16 protein-coding genes are annotated in these 21,369 nt (G+C 45.3%); 6 read left to right on the forward strand and 10 right to left on the reverse strand.

Annotation, left to right across the window (positions count from 1 at the left end):
* Nucleotides 1–2: 2 nt before the first annotated feature.
* Both OCV11_RS18185 and OCV11_RS18190 read left to right on the forward strand, forming a co-directional pair.
* Nucleotides 3–4,781 carry a PAS domain S-box protein gene (locus OCV11_RS18185; protein WP_261897440.1) on the forward strand — a complete coding sequence of 1,593 codons (4,779 nt, stop codon included), beginning with the start codon at nucleotides 3–5 and terminating at the stop codon, nucleotides 4,779–4,781.
* Nucleotides 4,782–4,808: 27 nt separating this feature from the next.
* The gene (locus tag OCV11_RS18190; protein ID WP_261897441.1) at nucleotides 4,809–5,966 is read left to right on the forward strand and encodes a response regulator; all 1,158 of its coding nucleotides are present in this window, start codon (nucleotides 4,809–4,811) and stop codon (nucleotides 5,964–5,966) included.
* A gap of 85 nt (nucleotides 5,967–6,051) precedes the next feature.
* Here OCV11_RS18190 and OCV11_RS18195 read toward each other — a convergent pair whose 3' ends face one another.
* Together OCV11_RS18195 and OCV11_RS18200 are read right to left on the reverse strand one after the other, a co-directional pair.
* Nucleotides 6,052–8,016, reverse strand: coding sequence for a glycoside hydrolase family 3 protein (locus OCV11_RS18195; protein WP_261897442.1), 1,965 nt, complete (start codon nucleotides 8,014–8,016; stop codon nucleotides 6,052–6,054).
* 326 nt (nucleotides 8,017–8,342) lie between these two features.
* A complete protein-coding gene (locus tag OCV11_RS18200; RefSeq protein ID WP_261897443.1) occupies nucleotides 8,343–8,765 on the reverse strand; it encodes an Hsp20/alpha crystallin family protein in 423 nt (140 codons plus the stop codon).
* A 310-nt stretch (nucleotides 8,766–9,075) separates the two neighbouring features.
* Here OCV11_RS18200 and ompW point away from each other — a divergent pair, with 310 nt between their 5' ends.
* The gene (gene ompW / locus OCV11_RS18205) at nucleotides 9,076–9,717 is read left to right on the forward strand and encodes an outer membrane protein OmpW (protein ID WP_261897444.1); all 642 of its coding nucleotides are present in this window, start codon (nucleotides 9,076–9,078) and stop codon (nucleotides 9,715–9,717) included.
* A 258-nt stretch (nucleotides 9,718–9,975) separates the two neighbouring features.
* Nucleotides 9,976–10,884 (forward strand): aldo/keto reductase, encoded by a 909-nt coding sequence (locus tag OCV11_RS18210; RefSeq protein ID WP_261897445.1) that lies wholly within the window; start codon nucleotides 9,976–9,978, stop codon nucleotides 10,882–10,884.
* Between the two features lie 109 nt (nucleotides 10,885–10,993).
* Here OCV11_RS18210 and OCV11_RS18215 read toward each other — a convergent pair whose 3' ends face one another.
* Nucleotides 10,994–12,322: an anaerobic C4-dicarboxylate transporter gene (locus OCV11_RS18215; protein WP_261897446.1), complete on the reverse strand. Its 1,329-nt coding sequence runs from the start codon at nucleotides 12,320–12,322 to the stop codon at nucleotides 10,994–10,996.
* Between the two features lie 292 nt (nucleotides 12,323–12,614).
* Nucleotides 12,615–13,445, reverse strand: coding sequence for an ammonia-dependent NAD(+) synthetase (nadE, locus tag OCV11_RS18220; protein ID WP_261897447.1), 831 nt, complete (start codon nucleotides 13,443–13,445; stop codon nucleotides 12,615–12,617).
* A 105-nt stretch (nucleotides 13,446–13,550) separates the two neighbouring features.
* Here nadE and OCV11_RS18225 point away from each other — a divergent pair, with 105 nt between their 5' ends.
* The gene (locus tag OCV11_RS18225) at nucleotides 13,551–14,063 is read left to right on the forward strand and encodes a nicotinate-nicotinamide nucleotide adenylyltransferase (RefSeq protein ID WP_261897448.1); all 513 of its coding nucleotides are present in this window, start codon (nucleotides 13,551–13,553) and stop codon (nucleotides 14,061–14,063) included.
* A 79-nt stretch (nucleotides 14,064–14,142) separates the two neighbouring features.
* Here OCV11_RS18225 and OCV11_RS18230 read toward each other — a convergent pair whose 3' ends face one another.
* The 3 genes from OCV11_RS18230 to OCV11_RS18240 all read right to left on the reverse strand — a co-directional run bounded on the left by OCV11_RS18230 (nucleotide 14,143) and on the right by OCV11_RS18240 (nucleotide 16,629).
* The gene (locus tag OCV11_RS18230; protein WP_261897449.1) at nucleotides 14,143–14,775 is read right to left on the reverse strand and encodes a response regulator; all 633 of its coding nucleotides are present in this window, start codon (nucleotides 14,773–14,775) and stop codon (nucleotides 14,143–14,145) included.
* A complete protein-coding gene (locus OCV11_RS18235; RefSeq protein WP_261897450.1) occupies nucleotides 14,772–16,145 on the reverse strand; it encodes a sensor histidine kinase in 1,374 nt (457 codons plus the stop codon). Before OCV11_RS18235 ends, OCV11_RS18230 begins: the two co-directional genes overlap by 4 nt.
* A gap of 118 nt (nucleotides 16,146–16,263) precedes the next feature.
* Nucleotides 16,264–16,629, reverse strand: a complete 366-nt coding sequence (locus OCV11_RS18240) for a hypothetical protein (protein ID WP_261897451.1) — start codon at nucleotides 16,627–16,629, stop codon at nucleotides 16,264–16,266.
* A 343-nt stretch (nucleotides 16,630–16,972) separates the two neighbouring features.
* Here OCV11_RS18240 and OCV11_RS18245 point away from each other — a divergent pair, with 343 nt between their 5' ends.
* On the forward strand, nucleotides 16,973–18,592 hold the full coding sequence (locus OCV11_RS18245) for a methyl-accepting chemotaxis protein (protein ID WP_261897452.1): 1,620 nt from the start codon (nucleotides 16,973–16,975) through the stop codon (nucleotides 18,590–18,592).
* A gap of 76 nt (nucleotides 18,593–18,668) precedes the next feature.
* Here OCV11_RS18245 and OCV11_RS18250 read toward each other — a convergent pair whose 3' ends face one another.
* The 3 genes from OCV11_RS18250 to OCV11_RS18260 are packed head-to-tail and all read right to left on the reverse strand — an operon-like array spanning nucleotide 18,669 to nucleotide 21,349.
* Complete coding sequence (locus OCV11_RS18250; protein ID WP_261897453.1) at nucleotides 18,669–19,433, reverse strand: amino acid ABC transporter ATP-binding protein; 765 nt, start codon at nucleotides 19,431–19,433, stop codon at nucleotides 18,669–18,671.
* Nucleotides 19,426–20,457, reverse strand: coding sequence for an amino acid ABC transporter permease (locus OCV11_RS18255; protein ID WP_261897454.1), 1,032 nt, complete (start codon nucleotides 20,455–20,457; stop codon nucleotides 19,426–19,428). Before OCV11_RS18255 ends, OCV11_RS18250 begins: the two co-directional genes overlap by 8 nt.
* Before the next feature lie 10 nt (nucleotides 20,458–20,467).
* Entirely contained in the window at nucleotides 20,468–21,349 is an 882-nt protein-coding gene (locus OCV11_RS18260; protein WP_261897455.1) for an ABC transporter substrate-binding protein, read from the reverse strand.
* Nucleotides 21,350–21,369 lie beyond the last annotated feature (20 nt).

The raw sequence follows: 21,369 nt of genomic DNA on the forward strand, positions 1-21,369 counted from the left end.
ACATGAGATTAACCGTTAAAATTCCTCTGCTGTTTGCGATAAGTAGCTTGATTGCCATTATCGGTATTTATAGTGTTGGCTTGAAAGGGAAACAGATCCTAGAAGAGACTACCTTATATCGCGTCGAGCGAGAATCGCAGCTATTGATGGAACTGATCGAGCGAAATCTCTTTGAGCGCTATCACGACACCTCCATTTTCCCGCTCGCTATCAAGGGGCTTAATAGTGTTCAGCATATTCATGCCCAAGCACCTGACTTGACAAAAAATCTCAATACCTTCGTCAATAATTACAAGGTATATCGCCGTATTGCCCTGTTTGATCCCCAAGGTCATCTTCTTGCTGCAAATACCACCAATAGCCACGGTAAAACGCTCCATTCGTTAAAAGTGAATCCACAATCAATAGCGGGCAAACCATGGTTTCAAGCGGTTCTTCGAGGCGATGCGCTCGATAGTTCAGCTGCTGATGCTGTGTATGTGACTGGGCCGCTGCGTGATGCATTCGACCAGGATGGCAATTACTACGATTTGCTGTTTGCCAAACCCATTATTAATGCGTCAGGGGAGACCATCGCCGTTTGGGTTAACTTGATGGATTTTTCTGCGATAGAAGATTTAATTTCCAATACCTATCAAATTCTTTCGTCTGACGGGCTACCGAGTACTGAAATCACGCTGCTCGATGAAGAAGGGCGAGTGATTGTCGACATGGATCCATTGTCACAAAACCAAGCCGACTACCAACGCGATTTTGCCGTTCTTGGCACCTTAAACCTTGCTGAAGAGGGCGTGGAAGGAGCGAAGTTAGCTGTAGCGGGGCTAACTGGTGCTAACTTGTCGATGAACTCACGTAAACACATCGAGCAAGTGACGGGTTACGCTCATGACAAAGCTGTACTCGATTTCCCAGGACTCAATTGGTCTATCTTAATTCGAATTGATAGTGCGGAAGCCTTAGCCCAAACCGTGCAGCTGCAAGCTAACTCGATAGTGATTTTGGTCGTCGTGCTGGTGGCGATTTTGTTCACCGTTGGTTATTTGATTTTCCATTATTCGTTAGCGCTGAGAGGCTTAGTGAACGCCGGTCAGTTAATGGAGCAGGGCCAGCGCAAGTTACCGATTGATGGCACAGAACGCAGTGATGAACTCGGTGATTTGAGCCGAGCGATGGCTGGCATTAACACCGTCTTGAGAACGCAAGATCAACAGATGGCAAGCAACGACCAGTTTTTGCAGATGATGCGCTTGCAAAAAAGAGCCATGGATTCAACGACGTCAGGTGTGGTGATTTGTGATGTCAAAGTGCGCCATCACCCAGTGGTGTTTGTTAACCGGGCGATGGAGATTTTGACAGGCTATGGTGCTGACGAATTTTTAGGTCGCAGCATTGGTTTTTTGCACCGAGTAGAACCCGATCAAGAAGAGCTGAACCAAATTAAACAAGCGATCTGCACCGGCACATCTTGTACCGTGATTGTGCGTAACTATAAAAAAGATGGCACGCTTTTTTATAACCATTTGCGTTTAGATCCTGTGTTTAATGAAGAGCGAGAGATCACACATTACATTGGCGTGTCCCATGATATGACCGAGTTAAAACGCCAAGAAGATCAACGTAAATGGGCGTTAGAACGTGAAGTTGAAGATCGCACGCACGCGAGCCGTGAGGCGGAAAGCCGTTTGCGAGCGGTATTTGATACCGCGATTGATGGCATGGTGGTGGTCAGTGAAGCGGGACAAGTGCTGGAAATCAACCGCGCGTTAGAGCTGATTTTTGGTCGTCAACGTCATGAAATTATTGGAGAAAGATTAGACCTTCTCTTACCTAGCATTGGGTTAGAGGAAGCGTATTTAACGCCGAGTGCTGAAATTGCGCTGTTTGATAAAAAGACCCTTGGCATTTTGCATCAGTTAACCGCCAAACATCGCTCTGGACGCCAATTCCCAGTCGAAGTGACGTTTGGGGCGAGCTTTGATGACGATGAAGCGACCTATGTTGGTGTGATTCGTGACATCACTGAACAAGAAGGGATTGCCGCGCGTGAAAGGCAGCTTCAGCAAGAGCTGCACGAACGCGAAGTGATTTATCGCGCTGCATTCAGTACTGCTGCCGTTGGTATTGCTCGTGTGACTTTGACTGGTGAGCTTTTAGAGGTCAACAGCAAGTTATGCGATAGTTTCGGTTATGAGGCGCATGAGCTGTTAGGCAAAAAACTGCGGCTACTCTCTTATGAAGAAGATTTAGATGTGGTCAATGAACACATCGAAAGATTAATTGCTGGTGAAGTAGCGACCTTCAACTTGGATAAGCGCTATTTGCGCAAGAGTGGCGAACCCTTCTGGGCAACATTGTCGGTCTCTTTGGTGAGAGACAGCGACGAGCAACCTTTGTATGCCATTGCCGTGTTGGAAGATATCTCCGAACGCAAAGCGTTTGAAAAGCAGCTCAAAGATGCCAATGATGAACGTAATGCGTTACTTAAAGGGATAGAACTTTCCTCACTAGCTGGGGGAATTTGTAATTGGTCGTATAACTTCGCCAAAGATGAACTGCTTTGGGATGACAACATGTATCGGTTATACGGTATTGATCCGAGCAAGCCAGTGACGAACGACGATTGGCGTTACAGCGTTCATCCTGATGATCGCAACGATGCCGAAAAGGCATTCAAGTACACTCTGGCACAAGATGAAGGTCTTACCTATCGATACGAATTTCGAATCATCAACAACCTGACGTTTAAAGAGCACTGGGTCAAGGCGGCGGCATATGTGGTGACCGATGAATTAGGTAAACCGCAGCAGGTCTATGGCCTTAATGTGGATGTGACCGAAGAGTACCGTATTCGCGGTGAACTGGAAAATGAAACCCGTTCAGCGAAGCAGGCTAACGATGCAAAATCTCGTTTCTTAGCCACTATGAGCCATGAAATTCGTACGCCAATGAATGGGGTGATCGGCATGATCGATTTGCTGCAAAGCACGCCATTAGACGACGAACAGCAGCGTATGGTGCGCACCGTACGTGACTCCTCATTTTCGTTGCTCGAAGTGATCAATGACGTATTGGATTTTTCCAAAATTGAATCAGGGCAAATGTCGGTGGAACTCTCTCCGACATCGGTGCTCTCGGTGATGGAAAAAAGTGTTGAGGCACTTTGGGTCAGTGCGCTTAATAAAAACGTGGATATCTACATCGAACACGATTTTCGTCTGCCAGCGTTACTGGAATTGGACGTAGTCAGGCTGCGACAAATGCTAATGAACTTGCTCGGTAATGCGATTAAGTTTTCCAGCTCGTTTCACAATCGAGGCTGTATCGAAGTGAGCAGTCACTATGATCAAGAGCATGAAGAAGTCTGGATTTGTGTTCAAGATAATGGCATCGGGATGACCGATAGCCAAGTGGCTGAATTGTTTAAGCCGTTTACACAAGCAGACTCATCGACGACTCGTAAATATGGTGGCACGGGGCTCGGGCTTACCATTTCTAAGTCCTTTGCCGAAATGATGGGCGGGCGAATTTTGGTGGAAAGTGAACCTGATATTGGTAGCACATTCAGTATCGTATTACCCGCGAAGGCTCATTCGCAAAGTGAGCACCCTTACGTATTTCCGCCACACCGTGTCGCTATTGATTGTGATAACCCCATTTGGCAGCGTTTGTGTCGACGGATGACGGTGTTACTTGGTTTTGAGATGGTATTAGTGGCAGAACACACCGCCGATATTTTGATTACCGATCATGATCGTGACATCACTGATGTTCAACAACGCTGTTTACGTATTGTTGGCGCTGAGCAGGCGCAAGATAGTGGTGATTACCATATTGAAAGTCATCCGCTTAAGCCGTCGGAGTTGCGCTTTGGCTTAGCGGTATTGTGTGACATGGAAAGTCCAGATGTGGATTGGAAAGAGTCGCATCAAGATGTGAAAAATTTACAGCCAATTAAGCACCGCGATGATTTTCGAATTTTATGCGCCGAAGATCAGCCAACCAATCAGCTCGTATTGGCCAAGCAGCTAGAACAATTGGGATTCTCTTATCAAATGGAAAATAACGGTGCTGATGCATTCAATGCTTTTATCCAAGGAGAATTCGCGCTGGTGTTGACCGACTGCCATATGCCGGTGATGGATGGGTTTGAATTAACGAAGTCAATTCGTCGCTGGGAATATGATCAGCAGCAGGCACCGACAACCATCATTGCAGTGACCGCTAATGCGATGGCGGGAGAGTCTGAACGCTGCTTAGCCGCGGGAATGGATGACTACATTGCTAAGCCGGTCGAGATGAAAGCGCTACGCAAAATGCTCAACCAACATGTGACTCGCATAGAAACGCAGAAATCTCTGTCGGCGAAAGGGTCATCGACTCAAGTTAAGCCCCAGGAGTTCGATACGTTATCTGAGCAAGCACCGATCATAGAGTCCACCAAGACGCCGGTCGACTACGAAGCCTTGAGGCATGTGATTGGCTCTGATGATCAGGAGTTGATTGAGGCAGTTTTATTGATGTTTTGGCAAAACTTGGTCGTGGAGAGAACCCAATTAGAAGAGGCATTAGCTGACCAGCAATCAGAGCAGATTCGCCGTATCGCTCATGGATGTAAAGGAGCGGCCGCATCAAGTGGGGTGTTAGGAATCAGCGAACTCTTTCATTTGATTGAGAAACAACCATCGTCGTATCAAGCGATAACCGGATGGATTGCGCAAATTGACCAGCAGATGAGCGAGTTAGAACAACATTTACAGCAACAGGGGATTGTAACATCGTGATGAGTAACCAGTGGAATAGGAGAGGCTATGAAAGCTGATGCTAAATTAAGTGCATTTTTGTTTTATGACACACTGGATGTGCTCGATATTATCAAACCGGTGGTGGCACCTTGTTTTCATTCTATTTATGAATTGAGCATGGAGCATGATTTAGAACGATTTTTGCGGTTGCTCAAAGAATCACATTATTGTGCGGTATTTGTTTTTGCTTGTGGCTCGCCGGCAACCGCGTTGCAATTTATTCGCGATGTGGAAAGCCAGCAGAGCCCATCTCTGTGGCAAAAATATCCCAGCGAAGCGGTGCTGATATGTGATAAGCATGAACGGGCGTCGGCATTTGCCATGTGTCGTAATAATCTCTTTTATAGCTATGAGACAATGCGACCGATTTATGATTTAGGCAAAGTGCAATTGATGCTTAAACGGGTGAGTCAGCATGCGATGACCCGCGCTGATCTCTATTATGCAGAGATGGAAAGTCGCTCAATGACCAACGAGATCACCAAGAGTAATACGGAGCTCGATTCGTTATTGCTGCGGATGGCAGAAGAGCGTCATCGCAGTGGTTCGATGTTTTCTGGTTTGCTCGAAGAAGATCCGGTCGATAGTCGCCGCCAACAGTGGATGAACATGTTAGAGGATATGGTCAACAAACTGCCCGAGGGCGAGCGCTTTGACTTTGACCATCTGTTATCAAGGCGTTCAATAGCACCTAAAGTATCGCAGTTACAAAGTCACCATGAACAGACGCTGGTTTCTTTTGAGCACAGTGTTGAGCGCGCTAAACCGAAATTGAACGCCAATAAAATTCGTCTTCCGGTGGTGATTGTGGCTGATGATCAACCTGTGATGCAAAAGATCATTCGGTCGATATTAGAACCGCGTGGCTATCAGGTGGAATTAGCTGGCAATGGTGTTGAAGTGCTATTAAAGTCCCAATCAACTCAGCCAGACTTGATTTTGCTTGATATCGATATGCCGGTGATGAATGGTTTTGAGACGCTGACTTTGCTAAAAAGCACACCGGCATTAGCAACCATTCCAGTGATCATGCTGACCAGTTTTTCTGATAAAGAAGTGTTTAGTCAATCGATCAAATCCGGTGCGGTTGATTACATTGTGAAACCGACCAATGCAGAAATATTAATGCGCAAGATCACGCCATATATTACGAAAATTCAGTAGGTCGCGAGTTAGCATTCGCTAACCAATATCCGCTAATCCATATCGGCAAATAAATGAAGGGGCGCATCGCGCCCCTTGATAATTTCTACAGCGTTAAGCCAAATCCAATTGGGTAAAGTGGATTGGCTGAATCATGTGGTTTATCTGAATGCTGAGCTTTTACGGCTTTCATTGAACTTGGCAGTTCAAATGGCAGTTTACCGGAGACTGGGTGTTCACCCGTGATCGCGTTCATCAGCACCTGATCATTAGCACCAAAGTTGGCCAAAATCGCGCCAGAGGATTTTTGAATTTGGTTCAAAATCGCTGGACGGTCGAGATAGATATTCACAACAGTAGGCAATTTTTTGCTCAGTGACTGAATCATTTTGTAGTCTGGATTACTGTCATCAAAGTTCAATGGCCCCTCATGTTGGCGAACGCCAAAGAAGAAGTTAGGGTGTGGATGAGTAAATGGCGCTTCTGCACGTACTAGAGCAACATCAGCGGCTTCTGGCGTTGTTACCACAGTCAGTCCAGCGGCTTGAGCAGCGTCAGGTTCAATGTTGTACAAATACACCTTGGTGCCTTTTGTTAAAGGCAATAGATGATCGTTTTTCAATAGCACCAATGAACGCGCTTGCGCTTCATCTGCAATAGCTTGATTTTGTGGTGCGCCAAGGCTTTGTCCGGCTATGCTCGCATCCACAAACGGCGCTTCAAACAGACCAGTTGCAAACTTTTGCACCATGATTTTGGTGACGGCATGATCGACCTCTTGTTGAGTGATTAGGCCATCTTTGACGCTTTGAATAATCGGTTGTGGGTCTGCGACACCACCAAATTGATCGACCCCAGCTTTGACTGCTTTGGCAAAGCGTTGTTCGCTAGAAAGATCGCCCACCCCCCATGACATGCCAAGGTCTTCAGGTCTTCCTTCTTGACCTTTTGGTGCTCCTTTTTGACAAGAGTTGTTGCAATCTGACGTGATTAACCAGTCACTTAAGATGACGCCTTTGAACTGATACTTGTCGCGAAGAAGGTCTGTGAGCAAGTAGTGGCTAAAACCAGCACCCACTTGTTCAATCGGTTGGCCGTCGACTTTCACACCTTGCAAGATTGAGTAAGTAGGCATGATGCTGGCAACATTGGCATCAAATGCTCCTTCAAACGGATAAATGTGCTGTGTAAGGTTGTTGTCTTTAAAATCGGCAAAGCGGCCATAAGAGTTATGACTATCCCAACCATCTTTAGCAGCACCGTAGCCAACCCAGTGTTTTACCACGGTAATGACACTGCCTGAATTGAGCCCAGTACGGCCATTTTGCATCCCTTCAACATAGGCTTCGACCATGTCGTGGATTACTTTGGGATCTTCACCAAACGTACCGTTAATACGAGCCCAACGAGGTTCAGAGGCGATGTCTGCTTGTGGTGAAAGCGCTTCAGTAATACCGACAGCACGATACTCTTGACGCAGAATATCTGCGTATTGGCGAGTCAATTGCGGATCGTTAATCGCGCCAAAGCCAGGGGATTCAGGCCATTGGGAGAATTTGCCTGCGGCTGCACTGTCAATGTCATCATGCGCAGAATAGTGGTAGGCGTTACGTGGGTCGGTACTGATGGTGACAGGGATGCCCAAGCGACTTTGTTCTGCTAATGCTTGCAGTTGGTTGTTTTGGTCAGCGAAACGGGTTGGGTCATCGCCATCTAAACGGGTAATCATGGCGTTAACATTGTCGTGCTGAATCATCTTGGTCAGCTGTTTCATGTCGTACACAGGGCCACGACCTAACACGCTCTCTGGCGAAGGGGCTGAGGCATGCATCATGGCACCGGCTTTCTCCGCTAAGGTCATGCGAGCCACGAGGTCTTTCGCACGAATCTCATCAGACAGACGCCAGTCTTCATAAGGATTAAGAATGCCATCGCGGTTCAAGTCTTTAAATTGCAGATGATTGACGGTCAGCGTTGGAGTGGTTTGGTAAGTCAGCTTAGGTTGCTGGGTGGCAGCCATGATACTTAACGGTAACAGCGCAAGCGGCAAAGCCATGAGAGTTTTTTTCATCGTAGGGTCTCTTTGTTATTTTAAGTGGCGAACATAACCAAGGGTTAAGACACAAAAACTGGACATAAAAAAACCTGGACACTTCGAAAAGTGCCCAGGTTTTGCCTGTCGAGACAGTTACAATCCAGTACGAACGAGTTTAAAGAGTTTGTTCGCTGCAATATGCAATATCGATCACGCTTCACAATGAAAAAAGGTAGCACCCCATTGGGAGCTACCTTTAGCATTTAACTATTCACTATAGGATTTAACCATAGCGTCTACCCATTAAGGTATCTCGGAACATCACAGTGTCATTTGATAAACACTTGTTGAGAAAGACGCTTTTAGTTAATCGCGATAGTTCTGGCTTGCTCTGCTTGAGCTTCCATTTTTGGAATATTCACATGCAACTCACCATTGGTGAATTCAGCAAATATTTCCTTATCATTGATATTGTCGCCCAAAGAGAAACTGCGAACCATTTTGCCGTGATAGCGTTCACGGTGAATAACTTGGTCACCCTCTTTTTTCTCTTGTTCTTTCTTAGTTTGGGCTTCAATAGTCAAGGTGCCGTTATGGCAGGTGACTGTGACGTCTTCTTTGGCGACTCCGGGTAAGTCGGCAATGATTTCAAAAGCGTTTTCTTTTTCTACCACATCAACGCGTGGAGAAAAGAATTCGGATTCAAAACGTGGTCGAATAGACGGAAACGCATTATCAAACAAACGATTGAAGTCTGACCAAGAATCACGTGGAATCAAGTTCATAATATATCTCCTGTTTGAGATTGAGTGCTTTCTAGTCACATTGTTCAGGTTGGCATCATATCCAACCTGTTTACTATATGGGGTAGGGTATATTTCTTTTCAAGAATAGAAAATGAAAATAAATGAACTAATTGCTAAGCGCTTGTAATAGCGATGAATATTACTCATAAAATAGTGATGAAAGTTGCATATAGTTATTTTTATAGGGTTAGATTGTTACAAATTGATTTCCATCAAAATTGTGTGGTTTTTCTGTGCTACTCTGCGCAGCAGAAAAATAATGACTAGCCCTAATAAAGGAAAATAACAAATGAAAAAAGTATTATGTGGATTAGCAGTCCTATCTGCCTTAGCTTCAACTAACGTACTTGCTCACCAACAAGGTGATTTCTTCATGCGCGCTGGTATCGCATCAGTTATCCCTCTAGACGATAGTGAAGATATCACTGGTACAACAAGTAAGCTTGCCGTTAACACCAACACTCAACTTGGTTTAACGTTCGACTATATGGTGACTGATCATATTGGTCTTTCTCTACTAGCAGCAACTCCGTTTTCTCATGATATTTCAACTGATCTGCTAAATCGTGATATCGCAACCACTAAACAGTTGCCACCAACATTGATGGTTGAATACTACTTCAATGAACCAGCGGCTAAATGGCAGCCATACGCGGGTGTGGGTGTGAACTACACCACTTTCTTTGACGCGCATTTCAACAATACTGGTCGCGCAGCAGGTCTATCTGACTTGGATCTAGATGATTCTTGGGGTCTTGCAGCGAATATCGGTGTGGATTACCAAGTAAACGACTCTTGGTTTGTGAACGCATCACTGTGGTATGCCAACATTGAAACCACTGCGCACTACAAATTAGGTGGAGATAAAGTATCAACTGACGTAGATATCAACCCTGTTGTCTTCATGGCATCAGTTGGTTACACCTTCTAAGCGTTATTCAACACGAAGATGTTGAGCAATGTCGAAGCGTGCCTAAGGGCACGCTTTTTTCTATTCTCGCTTTTCTATTTGCATCTTTTGATATTAGTGACGTTGTCACTAATATGAATAAACAAGAAGGACAAACCTAGCCAAAGGCGATATAGCTCAAACAATGAAATTGAAACTGTGAGTTCACATGCAGAGTTACTCATCGGCTTTGTGATTGTTCGTATGCATCTTTACTATGGCAAAAAATAGGAGATTCATATGGTTGAACAGGTAAAAATGGCGCCGTCTGGCCCGTTGTTTTCAGAACTAGTCCAAGGCTATTGGCGTTTAGATGATTGGAATATGTCAGTTCAAGAACGTACTCGTTTCTTAGAACAGCATATTGAGCTTGGCATCACCACCGTCGATCTGGCCGATATCTACGGTTTGTATCATTGTGAAGCCAATTTTGGTCAAGCATTGGCGCTAAAACCTGAGCTGCGCCAGCACATTCAGATTGTCACCAAATGCGATATTATTGTCCCTTGTGACGCTTTTCCTGACAGTAAAATTAAACACTATGATACGGGAGCTGCACATATTACTGCTTCGGTGGAGCGTTCTCTTGCTAGCCTTGGCGTGGAACAAATTGATGCCCTGTTAATTCACCGCCCTGATCTGCTTCTGGAAGCCGATGAAGTGGCACAATGTTTTGAACGCTTGCAGCAAAGTGGCAAAGTGGCTCACTTTGGGGTGTCTAATTTCACACCAAGTCAATTTGAGCTGCTGCAATCGCGTATGCCCAATGGCCTCATGACCAACCAAGTTGAAATCAACCCGCTCAATTTTGCGGTTGCCGATGATGGCACCTTGGACCAATTACAGCGTTTGCGTGTGCGCCCTATGGCATGGTCATGCTTGGCGGGTGGGCAACTCTTTAACGCAACCGATGACAGAACCAAACGAGTTCAAGCAGAATTGGATGCGTTGGTGGAAGAAACAGGCGCGGCTAACCGTGAACAAGTGATCTACGCCTGGGTACGTCGTTTCCCATCGAAACCTTTGCCCATTATTGGTTCAGGTAACATTGAACGAGTAAAAAATGCGGTAGCGGGACTTTCATTACAATTGACACGTGAGCAGTGGTATCGCATTTGGCGAGCTTCTACTGGTCAAGATGTGGCATAAGTTAGCCCTAACTCAGGTCGTAGAACGATAAGAACTGAGTCACAAAAAAAGGCGAGCTAGGCTCGCCTTTGGCTTATAACTAGGTTAAAAGAACAACAAGGTTAGAACATCAGCCAATCACGATTTGGCCTAACACATAACCCATACAGCAACCGCCAATCACCGCGATTAAACCGATGGACATAAAGGAGTGGTTAAAATACCACTTACCAATTTTGGTTGTCCCTGTGATATCGAAGTTTACGGTCGCGATATCTGAAGGGTAGTTAGGAATAAAGAAGTAACCGTACAAGGCAGGCATCAAACCAACCACGAGGGCAGGAGATAGACCTAAGCCTAAGCCAACCGGCAACATCATACGAGCAACAACCGCTTGTGAGTTCACCACGACAGACACAATAAATAGTGCCAGTGCGAAGGTCCAAGGGTAAGCCGTTACCATTTCAATAATGCCGGCACGGAAAGAAGGCATTGCGTATTGGAAATACGTGTCTGACATCCATGCGATACCATAGATAGAAATCGCAGCCACCATCCCAGATTTAAATACCACGCCATTAGGCACGTTTTTCGGATCAGTTTTGGTGATCAGCAGAATCAAACCACCAAAACACAGCATCATCATCTGAATGATCACCGTCATTGAAATGGGTTTGCTGGCGATGTCGATGGTACGAACACTTGGGAACATCGCGATAATTACGATGGTGATCAGTGAAAGAATAAACAGCAGTACGGCGTTACGTGCAGAGGCTGGCAGTTTTTCGTTCAACGTTGTTGCTGTGGTGCTCTCAATACGTGCTCTGAATTCAGGATCTTTTAAGCGTGCTTGATATTCAGGATCATCATCCAACTCTTTGCCGCGACGTAGGCTGTAAAGTGCCATTAGTAAAACACCAAACAGGGTGGCTGGAATCGTAACCATCAAAATGGAAAGAAGGGTGATGTTATGATTGATTTCAGACACTTGAGCCAAGTAGTAAACCACGGCTGCAGAGATAGGAGAGGCAGTAATACCCACTTGAGAAGCAACAGATGCCGCCGCCATAGGACGTTCTGGGCGAATGTTGTTTTTCAAAGCGACGTCGCCAATGATAGGCATGATGGAGTAAACCGCATGACCGGTCCCGAGCATCATGGTCATCACATAGGTAACAAATGGTGCGATTAAGGTGACACGTTTAGGGTTTTTACGCAGTAAACGTTCCGCGATTTGCAGCATGTATTTAAGGCCGCCCGCTGCTTCCAAAATGGACGCACAAGTCACAACGGACAAGATGATTAACATCACCGTAATTGGCGGATTGGAAGGTGGCATCTTGAAGATAAACACTTCGATTGCCAAACCGACACCGGACACGACGCCCAATCCGATACCACCATAACGGGAACCGACATACAACATCAGCAATAGGAACACGAATTCCAAATACAACATAAGCATTGCTCTCTAGAGTAGGAGTGAAACGAAAAATCTGCGTCTATTTTGCGATGCCGATAACAAAAAATATGAAGCTCTGTTCACACAAAATTATGTATGAAAAAGTATTTTTGGGGTTTATGAATGAGTTCACGTTATTGTTTTAATTGGTAAATTATTTTGATCTATTTTGTTGTAATTATGTTTATTTCTGCGTAGTTAAGGGTAAAAAATAGCCAACCTATTTGGTTGGCTATTGGCTTTTTTAGGATTCATTAACTCATCGGAGTCATGAATAGAATTTTATTTATCAGTCGTAGATGGTTGGGATCGGCTGACGTTTGTGTTGAGTTGCTTTGAAGATGGCCACAATACGAGCTGAGACTTCGGCTGAAACAGGTTTGCCTTCTAAGAAGTCGTCGATCTGCTCGTAAGTGAGGTTCAGTGCCTCTTCATCCGCTTTTTGTGGTGCGAGCTCTTCAAGATCCGCTGTTGGTGTTTTGTGTACCAACAATTCTGGTGCGCCAAGAGTTGCTGCTACTTGGCGTACTTGGCGTTTGCTCAAACCAAAGAGAGGCGCTAAGTCACAAGCACCATCACCGTATTTGGTGTAAAAACCAGTGATGTTTTCCGCTGAATGGTCAGTACCAAGCACTAGGCCACCGACGTAACCTGCGATTTCATATTGTGCCACCATACGTGCACGAGCTTTCACATTACCTTTTACGAAATCAACTTTGGCTTCATCTTTTGGTAGCAGACCTGTTTCACCTAAAGCGTCGTGCGTTGCAGCGTGAATGCCGTCGACACCTGGTTTCACGTTAACTGCCACAGAGTGAGTTGGTTTGATAAAAGAGAGTGCCAATTGTGCTTCATCTTCGTCTTTTTGCTCACCATAAGGTAGACGAACGGCAATAAACTGATACGCATCAGTTTTGTGTTCTTCATTCAGTGATTCTACTGCCAGTTGAGCTAGACGGCCGCATGTGGTTGAGTCAACACCGCCGCTAATACCTAGCACCAATGATTTACAGCCAGACTCTTGTAATTTGCGTTTTATAAAGCCAATACGGCGTTCAATTTCGAATTTTGGGTCGATGCTCGCCAGTACATGCATCTGTTCGCGAATAATTTGTTCCATTACGGTTCCTTTTCCTGCAAGCAATACAAAACTATCGTAGTATCATACCTTAATCAGTAAATTAGAAAACCGAGAAGATAGATTTCTCAGTGAATAGAGGAAAATATGCAGAAAATTGCTGTTTTTGGTAGCGCTTTTAACCCACCAACACTGGGGCATAAAAGTGTCATTGATTCATTAGGACACTTTGATCGCATTTTGTTGGTGCCCAGTATCTCCCACGCTTGGGGTAAAGATATGTTGGATTACCAAACTCGTTGCCAACTTCTGCACGCTTTTATCCGTGATTTGCAATGGGATAAATTAGAGCTCTCGAACATCGAATCATCACTGGTGCAGCCACAAGAGAGCGTGACCACGTATGCGGTCCTTGACGCACTGCAAACGCAACATCCAGATGCGCAGCTCACTTTCGTTATTGGCCCTGATAATCTATTTAATTTTGGCAAATTCTATCGTGCGCAAGAGATCCTAGAACGCTGGTCGGTGATGGCGTGCCCACAGCGATTGGCAATTCGCAGTACGGATATTCGCGACAAGCTCAGTCAGCATCAATCTATCGCTGGCCTTACAACCCCTTCGGTGGAAGCTATGCTGGTGCAGCAGAAACTCTATTAATTAAGGTTGGGGCAAAATAGCACGAGGGAGTACGCTCCCTCGTTATGCATAGTGAAGGCGATAAAGCCTTAGAATGATATTACTGCAGTAAGCTGGAGTAGATCTGCTGACCTTGTGTGGTGAGCGAGTAGACGCGGCCATCTTCTTTTGCCACTAAGCCACTATTGACTAATTGGCGTAAGTGAAAGTTGAACTTGGTGTGATCTTCCACGCCAACGACGCGGCATAAATCCATAAATTTCAGTTTACGGTGCACTTTAAGTTGTTTCACGACAGAACGACGAATCGGGTTAGATAACGCGCTGAAAATCAGGTCATGTTCGCTTTCGTCAATGGCGGCTTTCGGCGCATGTTCAGCGTGAACGCGTTTCAACGTTACTGACAGTGCCGCTAAGTTAAACGGTTTAGTTAAAAACTCATCGGCGCCTTTCTTCATCGCATCCACAGCGATATCGACCGTTGCAAAGGCAGTGGTAATGATGATGCCAATATTAGGTTGTAGGCGGCGCAAAGTGGTGAGTGCGTCTATGCCAGTCATCCCGCCCATCACCACATCAAACAGCGCCAAATCAAAATGCTGATTGGCAGCACTGTCGAGCGCATCTTCTGCATTATCACATGCTGTGACTTCAAAGCCTTCGATGGTGAGTGCTTCCATCAACACCTCGCGGAGTTGTGGATCGTCTTCGGCTAGGAGAAGTTGTAAATTCATTGCGTATTCCTTGGTAGTTTCACTTCGACCGTTAACCCTTTGTCTTGGTTATAGAGGCGAAGTTCACCGTTGTGTTGCAAAATGATTTGTTTGCACAGAGCCAAGCCCATTCCTGTGCCTTCCCCTTTTGTCTTAGTGGTAAAGAAAGGCTGTGTTGCTCTTTGTAGTACATGCTCTGGCATGCCACCACCGTGATCGGAAAAGGTAACAATGGCAAACAATTTGTCCTGATATCCGTGGATATGGAGGACTTTTTCGCCGCTACTTGCGTCAACAGCATTACTGATGATGTTACTGAACACCTCTTCAAGTAATCCTGCGTCGCCAGAAATCTGAAGTTTGTTATCTATTGCAATATCAAGTTTAAACGCTTCGAGTCGAAACTGATTCAAAGAGAGGGCAGAGGCCACAATTTTATGCAACTCAAGCGGCATACGTTTAATCTGTTTGTGATGTGCGTAGTTTAAGACTTCTTGACTGATTTCGGAAGCACGAGTCAAACCGTATCGTATTCTGTCTATCTGCTTTTTGCACTTATCATCGTGGGAAAGCTGCATTTCCAGTAGATCGCAACTCATCATCGCACTACTGATTGGGGTTTTGATTTCATGGGCAACCGCGGATGTCAGTTCGCCCAGTTCAATTAATTTCGCTTCTTGTTGCGAGATCTGAATGGTGGATTGCAGCTGATTATCACGCTCTTCATCAAATACCCGCAGGGCGTACCACAGTGCAAGCAACATGCCGTAAGCACAGAGCAAACGTAAGGTCTGGAACCATATGCTCATGCTCGAGTCGATAAAACCGACACTGAAACCGTAGCTAATCAAAGATATGCCGAGCCATTGAAAAGGCTGCGCACTACCAAAACCTTCCCCTTCAATACGTTTGGCGTAGGTGTACACTGTCGCGCCAGCCAATACGCTCGATCCCATACCAAAGATCCAACGAATCTGGTTTAAGGTTTGGTTAATAAAGGTGGAATAGTCCATCTGCGAATAGCGGTAAAGCAGACCCAAAGTGAAGGTCGCTAAGACGATGATCATCGTGACACGAATGAAAACAATCCGTTTCCAATTGGTGTGATCCATCATCCTCCAGGCAAAAGTGCCTAAGGTAAGAAACGATCCCCATACTTTCAACGCACGAAACGTATCGAGCCCTTTGGATGAGACGAATTCATGCTCATAAAGTAAGAGGTAGAAGTCGGACCAAACATGAAACCCTTGCAGTAAACCAAAAACTGCAAACATGGGAAGGTAACGAGCGATGGTAATTCGGCTGTTCTTCAAATTGCGAAAGAAAATCGCAAAGAAGATAGCGAAAAATGCTAGCCCGAAAATGAGGTAAAACTTGAATAGTATCAGCATGTCCATCGCGCGAGTGTAATAGAGCCTTAGCACACTATCAATGGTTGCTGATAAACAAATTCAGTATGTTAGATTTCGCCCACATGTTTAATGAGGGCTTGTTAACATAACGTTATGTTTAGTAAACGATTAATTCGTCTATTTCGGCAAGTTTTGCAATCACTCCATCAATGAAAAAGCACAAATTTTCTCGGTCACATTCAAACATATCGCCACCGAGGTTTTTCAGATAGAGGCGGCGAAACACCGATTCCTCCTCGTCAAAACCTATCACCGAATGTCCGGTGTCTTTGCCTAAATAGGACTGAATGACCAAAGAGTAACCATTGCCAAGGTGAATCTCTAAGCCAGAGTATTTACTGGTTTTGTCTTCAGGAGGAAGAAGATGAAAGGAGGAGTGGCCGAAAAAGCGACATGCGTCATTACCAATGTGTTTTAAAATGGAATCGATCGTCCCGATCGAAAATTTCGTGTGAATATTCATAAAGTACCTGAACGTTATTCCAGTCCCTAGAAGATCAATGCTGATCTAGAAATGTTGCATAACCTGTTGTTTAGGATAGGTGCACTTAGATGCACTTACCCAGCCAGTCCTAAGTAATGTGAGAAGGGTGAAATTTTATGTGCAATAAGCTGCAAAGGTCACATTTTAGTGACGCTAACTCATTTGGATGAGGTCAGCAGCATCGTCAACTTTTTCAAGTGATGGTCAAACAATAAAAAAGTGATAGGGATCAGTGCTCCACCGAGTGGCTTGTCATGGCTAACTTGAATTTCATCAACTACGCTTTTGGGGTTAATTTGGATCATTTGAGTGATGGCTGACTATGAATAACATAAAAATTGGGCGCTTATTGATGATGGGATTTTTGATTCCATTGCTAGCGCTCATTACGGTATTAACGATATCCATTTCTCAAATGGGTACGATCAACGAACAATCCACCATTATTTCCACGAACTGGCTACCTTCTGTGCAGCTTATTGAGCGGTTAAATACCCAAACTGCAGAGCTGCGTACCATTGAATCGGTCCACATTGTGTCGGAAGACGCACAGGAAATTGCACGAGCAAACGTAGAGATTAACGAAGCGAAGCAAAAGGTCGCCAAAACTTATGAAGCGTACGCGAAGTTAATTTCGAGCCCGGAAGAGCAAGCGCTGGTGGATAAGTTTAATCGCCTCTATGCCGATTACCTGTCGACGCAAAAAGAGCTATTAGCGCTCTCGGAGAAAAACTTCAATGATCAAGCTAAAGCATTGTTTTTAGGCCGTTCTCAAGAGGCCTATAGTGCTTATTCCGAAGTGCTAAATGAACTGTCAGCACTCAATGGACGCGCTGCGAAAAAGGCGAGCCAAACCGGTGATGAAGTGTATGCTAGCGCAATGTCGATCTTAATTACTGCTGTGGTGATTGCGATACTGATTGTTGCGGTGATTGCGGTGATCATTTCTCGCTATCTCTCGTCTTCTGTACAACACGTTCAAGCGGCGATCACCAAGATGGCGGAAGGCGATTTAACGGTTCGTATCGAACAGAAGGGCACCAACGAACTGGGCTTGTTGGCGGACAGCTTTAATAAGTCAGCACATCATTTCAATGACATCACCAAAAAGCTCACCTCGGTTGCAGATCAGCTTAACCACTACTCTGACTCGTTAGAAACCGTGATGGGTCAGTCGGAAAGCAACTCGCAGCACATGCTGAGTCAAGTTGAGATGGTGGCGACCGCGATTACGGAAATGGCCTCTGCGGCGCAGGAGATCAGCCAAAACGCCAGCTCGGCGAAAACCTCAGCGAACGCAGCATTAGATAACGTTCATATTGGGCATAAATCACTGGCAAGTAACGATGCCATCGTTAACAAAATGGGCTCTTCAATGAATGAAGCGGCTAAGATCGTTAATACGCTTAAAGAGTACTCGCAAGACATTGAAGTGGTGATTCAGGCCATTAACGACATTTCTGAACAGACCAACCTACTGGCACTAAACGCCGCGATTGAAGCTGCGCGTGCTGGTGAACAAGGGCGTGGTTTTGCGGTGGTTGCGGACGAAGTTCGTAAACTGGCCACCAAGACTCAAGAGTCCACTATCAGCATCCGAGATATCATTAGTAAGTTGCAAGTTCAGGCTGAAAAAGCCGATGAATTTATGCAATCGAACTTAACCTTAGTGGCTGAATCCAAACAAATTGCCGAAAGTATGGGTAAAGCGTTTGCCGATATTTCTCAAGCCGTTAACCTGATTTCGGACATGAATAACCTGGTTGCAACCGCATCTAATGAACAGACAACCGTGACGGATGATATTTCGATGAATATCTCCATGACGGTGGATATGGTGCATGAAAACGTAAATGGGGTGAAAAGCGCGACTCAAACCAGTAAATCACTGGCAGACAGTGCGGATGAACAGCGTGATCTCTTAGCGTTTTTCAGAATCTAGTTACTAAACGTTATTAAGTAGAACAGAGCCACAGGCTGGGAGGCAACTCCCTGCCTGTTTTGTTTGCATTGAGCCGTTACATAAACCGGCTCAAAAACGTTTGTGTTCTCTCATGTTGAGGAGCTGAAATCACCTGTTCAGGTGTGCCTTCTTCGACTACAACGCCGCCGTCCATAAAAATCACTTTATCGGCAGCTTCTTTGGCAAAGCCTATCTCGTGAGTCACCACTATCATTGTTAGCCCCTGATTGGCCAGGTCACGCATGGTTTGCAACACTTCGCCTACCAATTCTGGGTCGAGTGCGGAAGTGGGTTCATCAAACAAAATCACTTCTGGTTTAATCGCCAATGCGCGAGCAATCGAGACTCGTTGTTGTTGACCTCCGGAAAGCTGGCTTGGATAGGCATCTGCTTTGTCGGCGAGTCCCACTTTTTCTAACAGCTGCAACGCATACTCAATCGCTTCCTGTTTGGGGTATTTGTGCACACCGACCGGGGCTTCGATCAGGTTTTCAAGCACTGTCATGTGTGGATATAAGTTAAACTGCTGAAACACCATGGCGATTTTTTCACGCTGTTTAGCAATTTGCCGCGTTGAGGCATGGTGGAGTTGTCCATTTTCAAAAACATAGCCGATCTGTTGGTCGGCGACAGTAATGAATCCACTGTCCATCTGTTCGAGCTGATTAATACAGCGCAAAAACGTCGACTTTCCGGAGCCGGACGGGCCAAGAATCACCACCACTTCACCGCTTTGTACCTCCATATTGATGCCTTTCAACACTTCGATATTGTCAAAACTTTTATGCACGTTATGGGCTTGAATAATGGCATTACTCATGAGCAACTCCTTGATTCATTTGATTTGCCGCAACAGCGTGTGGGACACGTTTTGGGGCAGGTTTGACCGTGTCTGTGGTTTTAGTGGCAACTGGTTTGCTGGCGACGGTCGCGGTACGGGTCGGTGTGAATAGGCGGCGAATCCAAGAGGGTTTGGATTGATATCGGTCCGAGCGATTGTAATAACTTTCGATGAAGTTTTGCACCACACTCAAAATTGAGGTGATAAACAAATACCAAAGGACGGCAACCATTAACAGCGGAATCACTTTAAAGTTCGAGTTATAGATATTCTGAACTTCATGGAGTAAGTCGCCCATGGCAATCATGCTCACCATTGAAGTGGCTTTCACCATATTGATCAATTGGTTACTAGTTGGTGGCACAATGGATTTCATTGCTTGAGGGATGATGATACGACGATAAACTCGTGCTTTGGACATACCAAATGAGTGCGCAGTTTCAAACTGCTTGTCATCAACCGAGACTAAACCACCGCGAATGATCTCAGCCATGTAAGCCGCTTCATTGAGGGCTAATCCTGCTAACGCTGCCGTTAATGGTGTAATGACATCATTGGTGTTCCAGCTCGATAACGTTGGACCAAATGGAATGGCCAGCGATAGTTCAGGGAATAAGCTGGATAAGTTGTACCAAAAGAGCAACTGTACTAACAGTGGCGTTCCGCGAAAGATCCAGATGTAGAGCGATGACAGGTAACGTAATATCGGATTGTGCGAAATTTTGGCTATTGCCAAAAATAGCCCAATGACAATGCCAATCACCATGGCGATACAGCTCAGGACCAAGGTCATTTTTAGGCCGCTCATGACTGCATCATTAAACAGATATTCGCTAACGGTATTCCATTCAAAATTGGGATTGGTGGCAATGAGTGTCAGCAATTTAAGCCCAACTAAAATAACGATTAACGCACCAATAAAAGTGCCCAAAGGCACTTTACGTTTAACGGTTGAGACATCTCTTGGGTCGACATTATGACGGCGTATTCCATTATTCATCATAAGGTTACCTCTATTTCGTAGTGGTGGCGAGATTGATTCCTGGCGCATCAAGACGGTTACCAGTTAAGTCCCATTTCTTGAGGATCGCATCGTAAGTGCCATTTTTATGCAGCTCTTCGTAGCTGGCTTTCAGCACTTGTGCCAACGATGAACCTTTAGGTACGACCGCACCTTGGTAAAGGGTATCAAAGCCATTGGCTTTGCCTGTACCAGTGAGTTCAAGTGAACCATTCGACATTTTGACGAAATAGCTCAATGGTGCCTGTGATGAGAAGAAAGCATCAGCGCGGTTGGATTCAACTGCCAAAATAGAGGTTGGTTGATCGGTGTATGAGAGGACTTGTACAGGCTTTTTGCCTTGCGCTGTACAATCTTGAGATTGTTTGCGGATAACACGCTCTGCTGAGCCGCCGGCCATCACAGAGACACGTAAACCACAAGTGCTTTCGATCCCTTCGATCTGTTTCGGATTGCCTTTTTTCACCGCGAAAACTACGTACTCTTGCACGAAGTCGACGAAATCAACACTCTCTTCACGGTTAGCAAAATCCCCGACAGGACCTGCGTCATAGGTGTAACGACCCGATTTTATGCCCATCAGAATAGACGATAAACCGCTGACATTTTTGTGTTCAATTTTAATCCCTAGCAGTTCGCCAATGGCATGATCAAAATCGACTGCGGCTCCGTCAAATTGGTTACCGCCTTTGACTATGGTATAGGGAGGAAATGAGCCATTCACAACGGAAATCATGCTCCCTGATTTTTGAATATCGGCGGGCAACATATTGTGCAAATCTTGATTAAAGGTTTGCTTAGGAATCTCTGCATAAACGGCGCTACTAGCAAGGCCAATCAATGCGGTCGTAAGTAGTGTGGTCAGTTTATTCATGATTAACTTCCTTGTTATCT

It is taken from the genome of Vibrio porteresiae DSM 19223, assembly GCF_024347055.1.
Classification (GTDB): Bacteria; Pseudomonadota; Gammaproteobacteria; order Enterobacterales; family Vibrionaceae; genus Vibrio; species Vibrio porteresiae.

What these genes read in the sequence shown, in the direction of transcription:
- OCV11_RS18190 (WP_261897441.1), top strand. Translation starts at nt 4,809, where the DNA reads ATGAAAGCTGATGCTAAATTAAGTGCATTTTTGTTTTATGACACACTG.
- ompW (WP_261897444.1), top strand. Translation starts at nt 9,076, where the DNA reads ATGAAAAAAGTATTATGTGGATTAGCAGTCCTATCTGCCTTAGCTTCA.
- nadE (WP_261897447.1), bottom strand. Translation starts at nt 13,445, where the DNA reads ATGGAACAAATTATTCGCGAACAGATGCATGTACTGGCGAGCATCGAC.
- OCV11_RS18225 (WP_261897448.1), top strand. Translation starts at nt 13,551, where the DNA reads ATGCAGAAAATTGCTGTTTTTGGTAGCGCTTTTAACCCACCAACACTG.
- OCV11_RS18255 (WP_261897454.1), bottom strand. Translation starts at nt 20,457, where the DNA reads ATGATGAATAATGGAATACGCCGTCATAATGTCGACCCAAGAGATGTC.
- OCV11_RS18240 (WP_261897451.1), bottom strand. Translation starts at nt 16,629, where the DNA reads ATGAATATTCACACGAAATTTTCGATCGGGACGATCGATTCCATTTTA.
- OCV11_RS18250 (WP_261897453.1), bottom strand. Translation starts at nt 19,433, where the DNA reads ATGAGTAATGCCATTATTCAAGCCCATAACGTGCATAAAAGTTTTGAC.
- OCV11_RS18195 (WP_261897442.1), bottom strand. Translation starts at nt 8,016, where the DNA reads ATGAAAAAAACTCTCATGGCTTTGCCGCTTGCGCTGTTACCGTTAAGT.
- OCV11_RS18185 (WP_261897440.1), top strand. Translation starts at nt 3, where the DNA reads ATGAGATTAACCGTTAAAATTCCTCTGCTGTTTGCGATAAGTAGCTTG.
- OCV11_RS18230 (WP_261897449.1), bottom strand. Translation starts at nt 14,775, where the DNA reads ATGAATTTACAACTTCTCCTAGCCGAAGACGATCCACAACTCCGCGAG.
- OCV11_RS18210 (WP_261897445.1), top strand. Translation starts at nt 9,976, where the DNA reads ATGGTTGAACAGGTAAAAATGGCGCCGTCTGGCCCGTTGTTTTCAGAA.
- OCV11_RS18215 (WP_261897446.1), bottom strand. Translation starts at nt 12,322, where the DNA reads ATGTTGTATTTGGAATTCGTGTTCCTATTGCTGATGTTGTATGTCGGT.
- OCV11_RS18200 (WP_261897443.1), bottom strand. Translation starts at nt 8,765, where the DNA reads ATGAACTTGATTCCACGTGATTCTTGGTCAGACTTCAATCGTTTGTTT.
- OCV11_RS18235 (WP_261897450.1), bottom strand. Translation starts at nt 16,145, where the DNA reads ATGCTGATACTATTCAAGTTTTACCTCATTTTCGGGCTAGCATTTTTC.
- OCV11_RS18245 (WP_261897452.1), top strand. Translation starts at nt 16,973, where the DNA reads ATGAATAACATAAAAATTGGGCGCTTATTGATGATGGGATTTTTGATT.
- OCV11_RS18260 (WP_261897455.1), bottom strand. Translation starts at nt 21,349, where the DNA reads ATGAATAAACTGACCACACTACTTACGACCGCATTGATTGGCCTTGCT.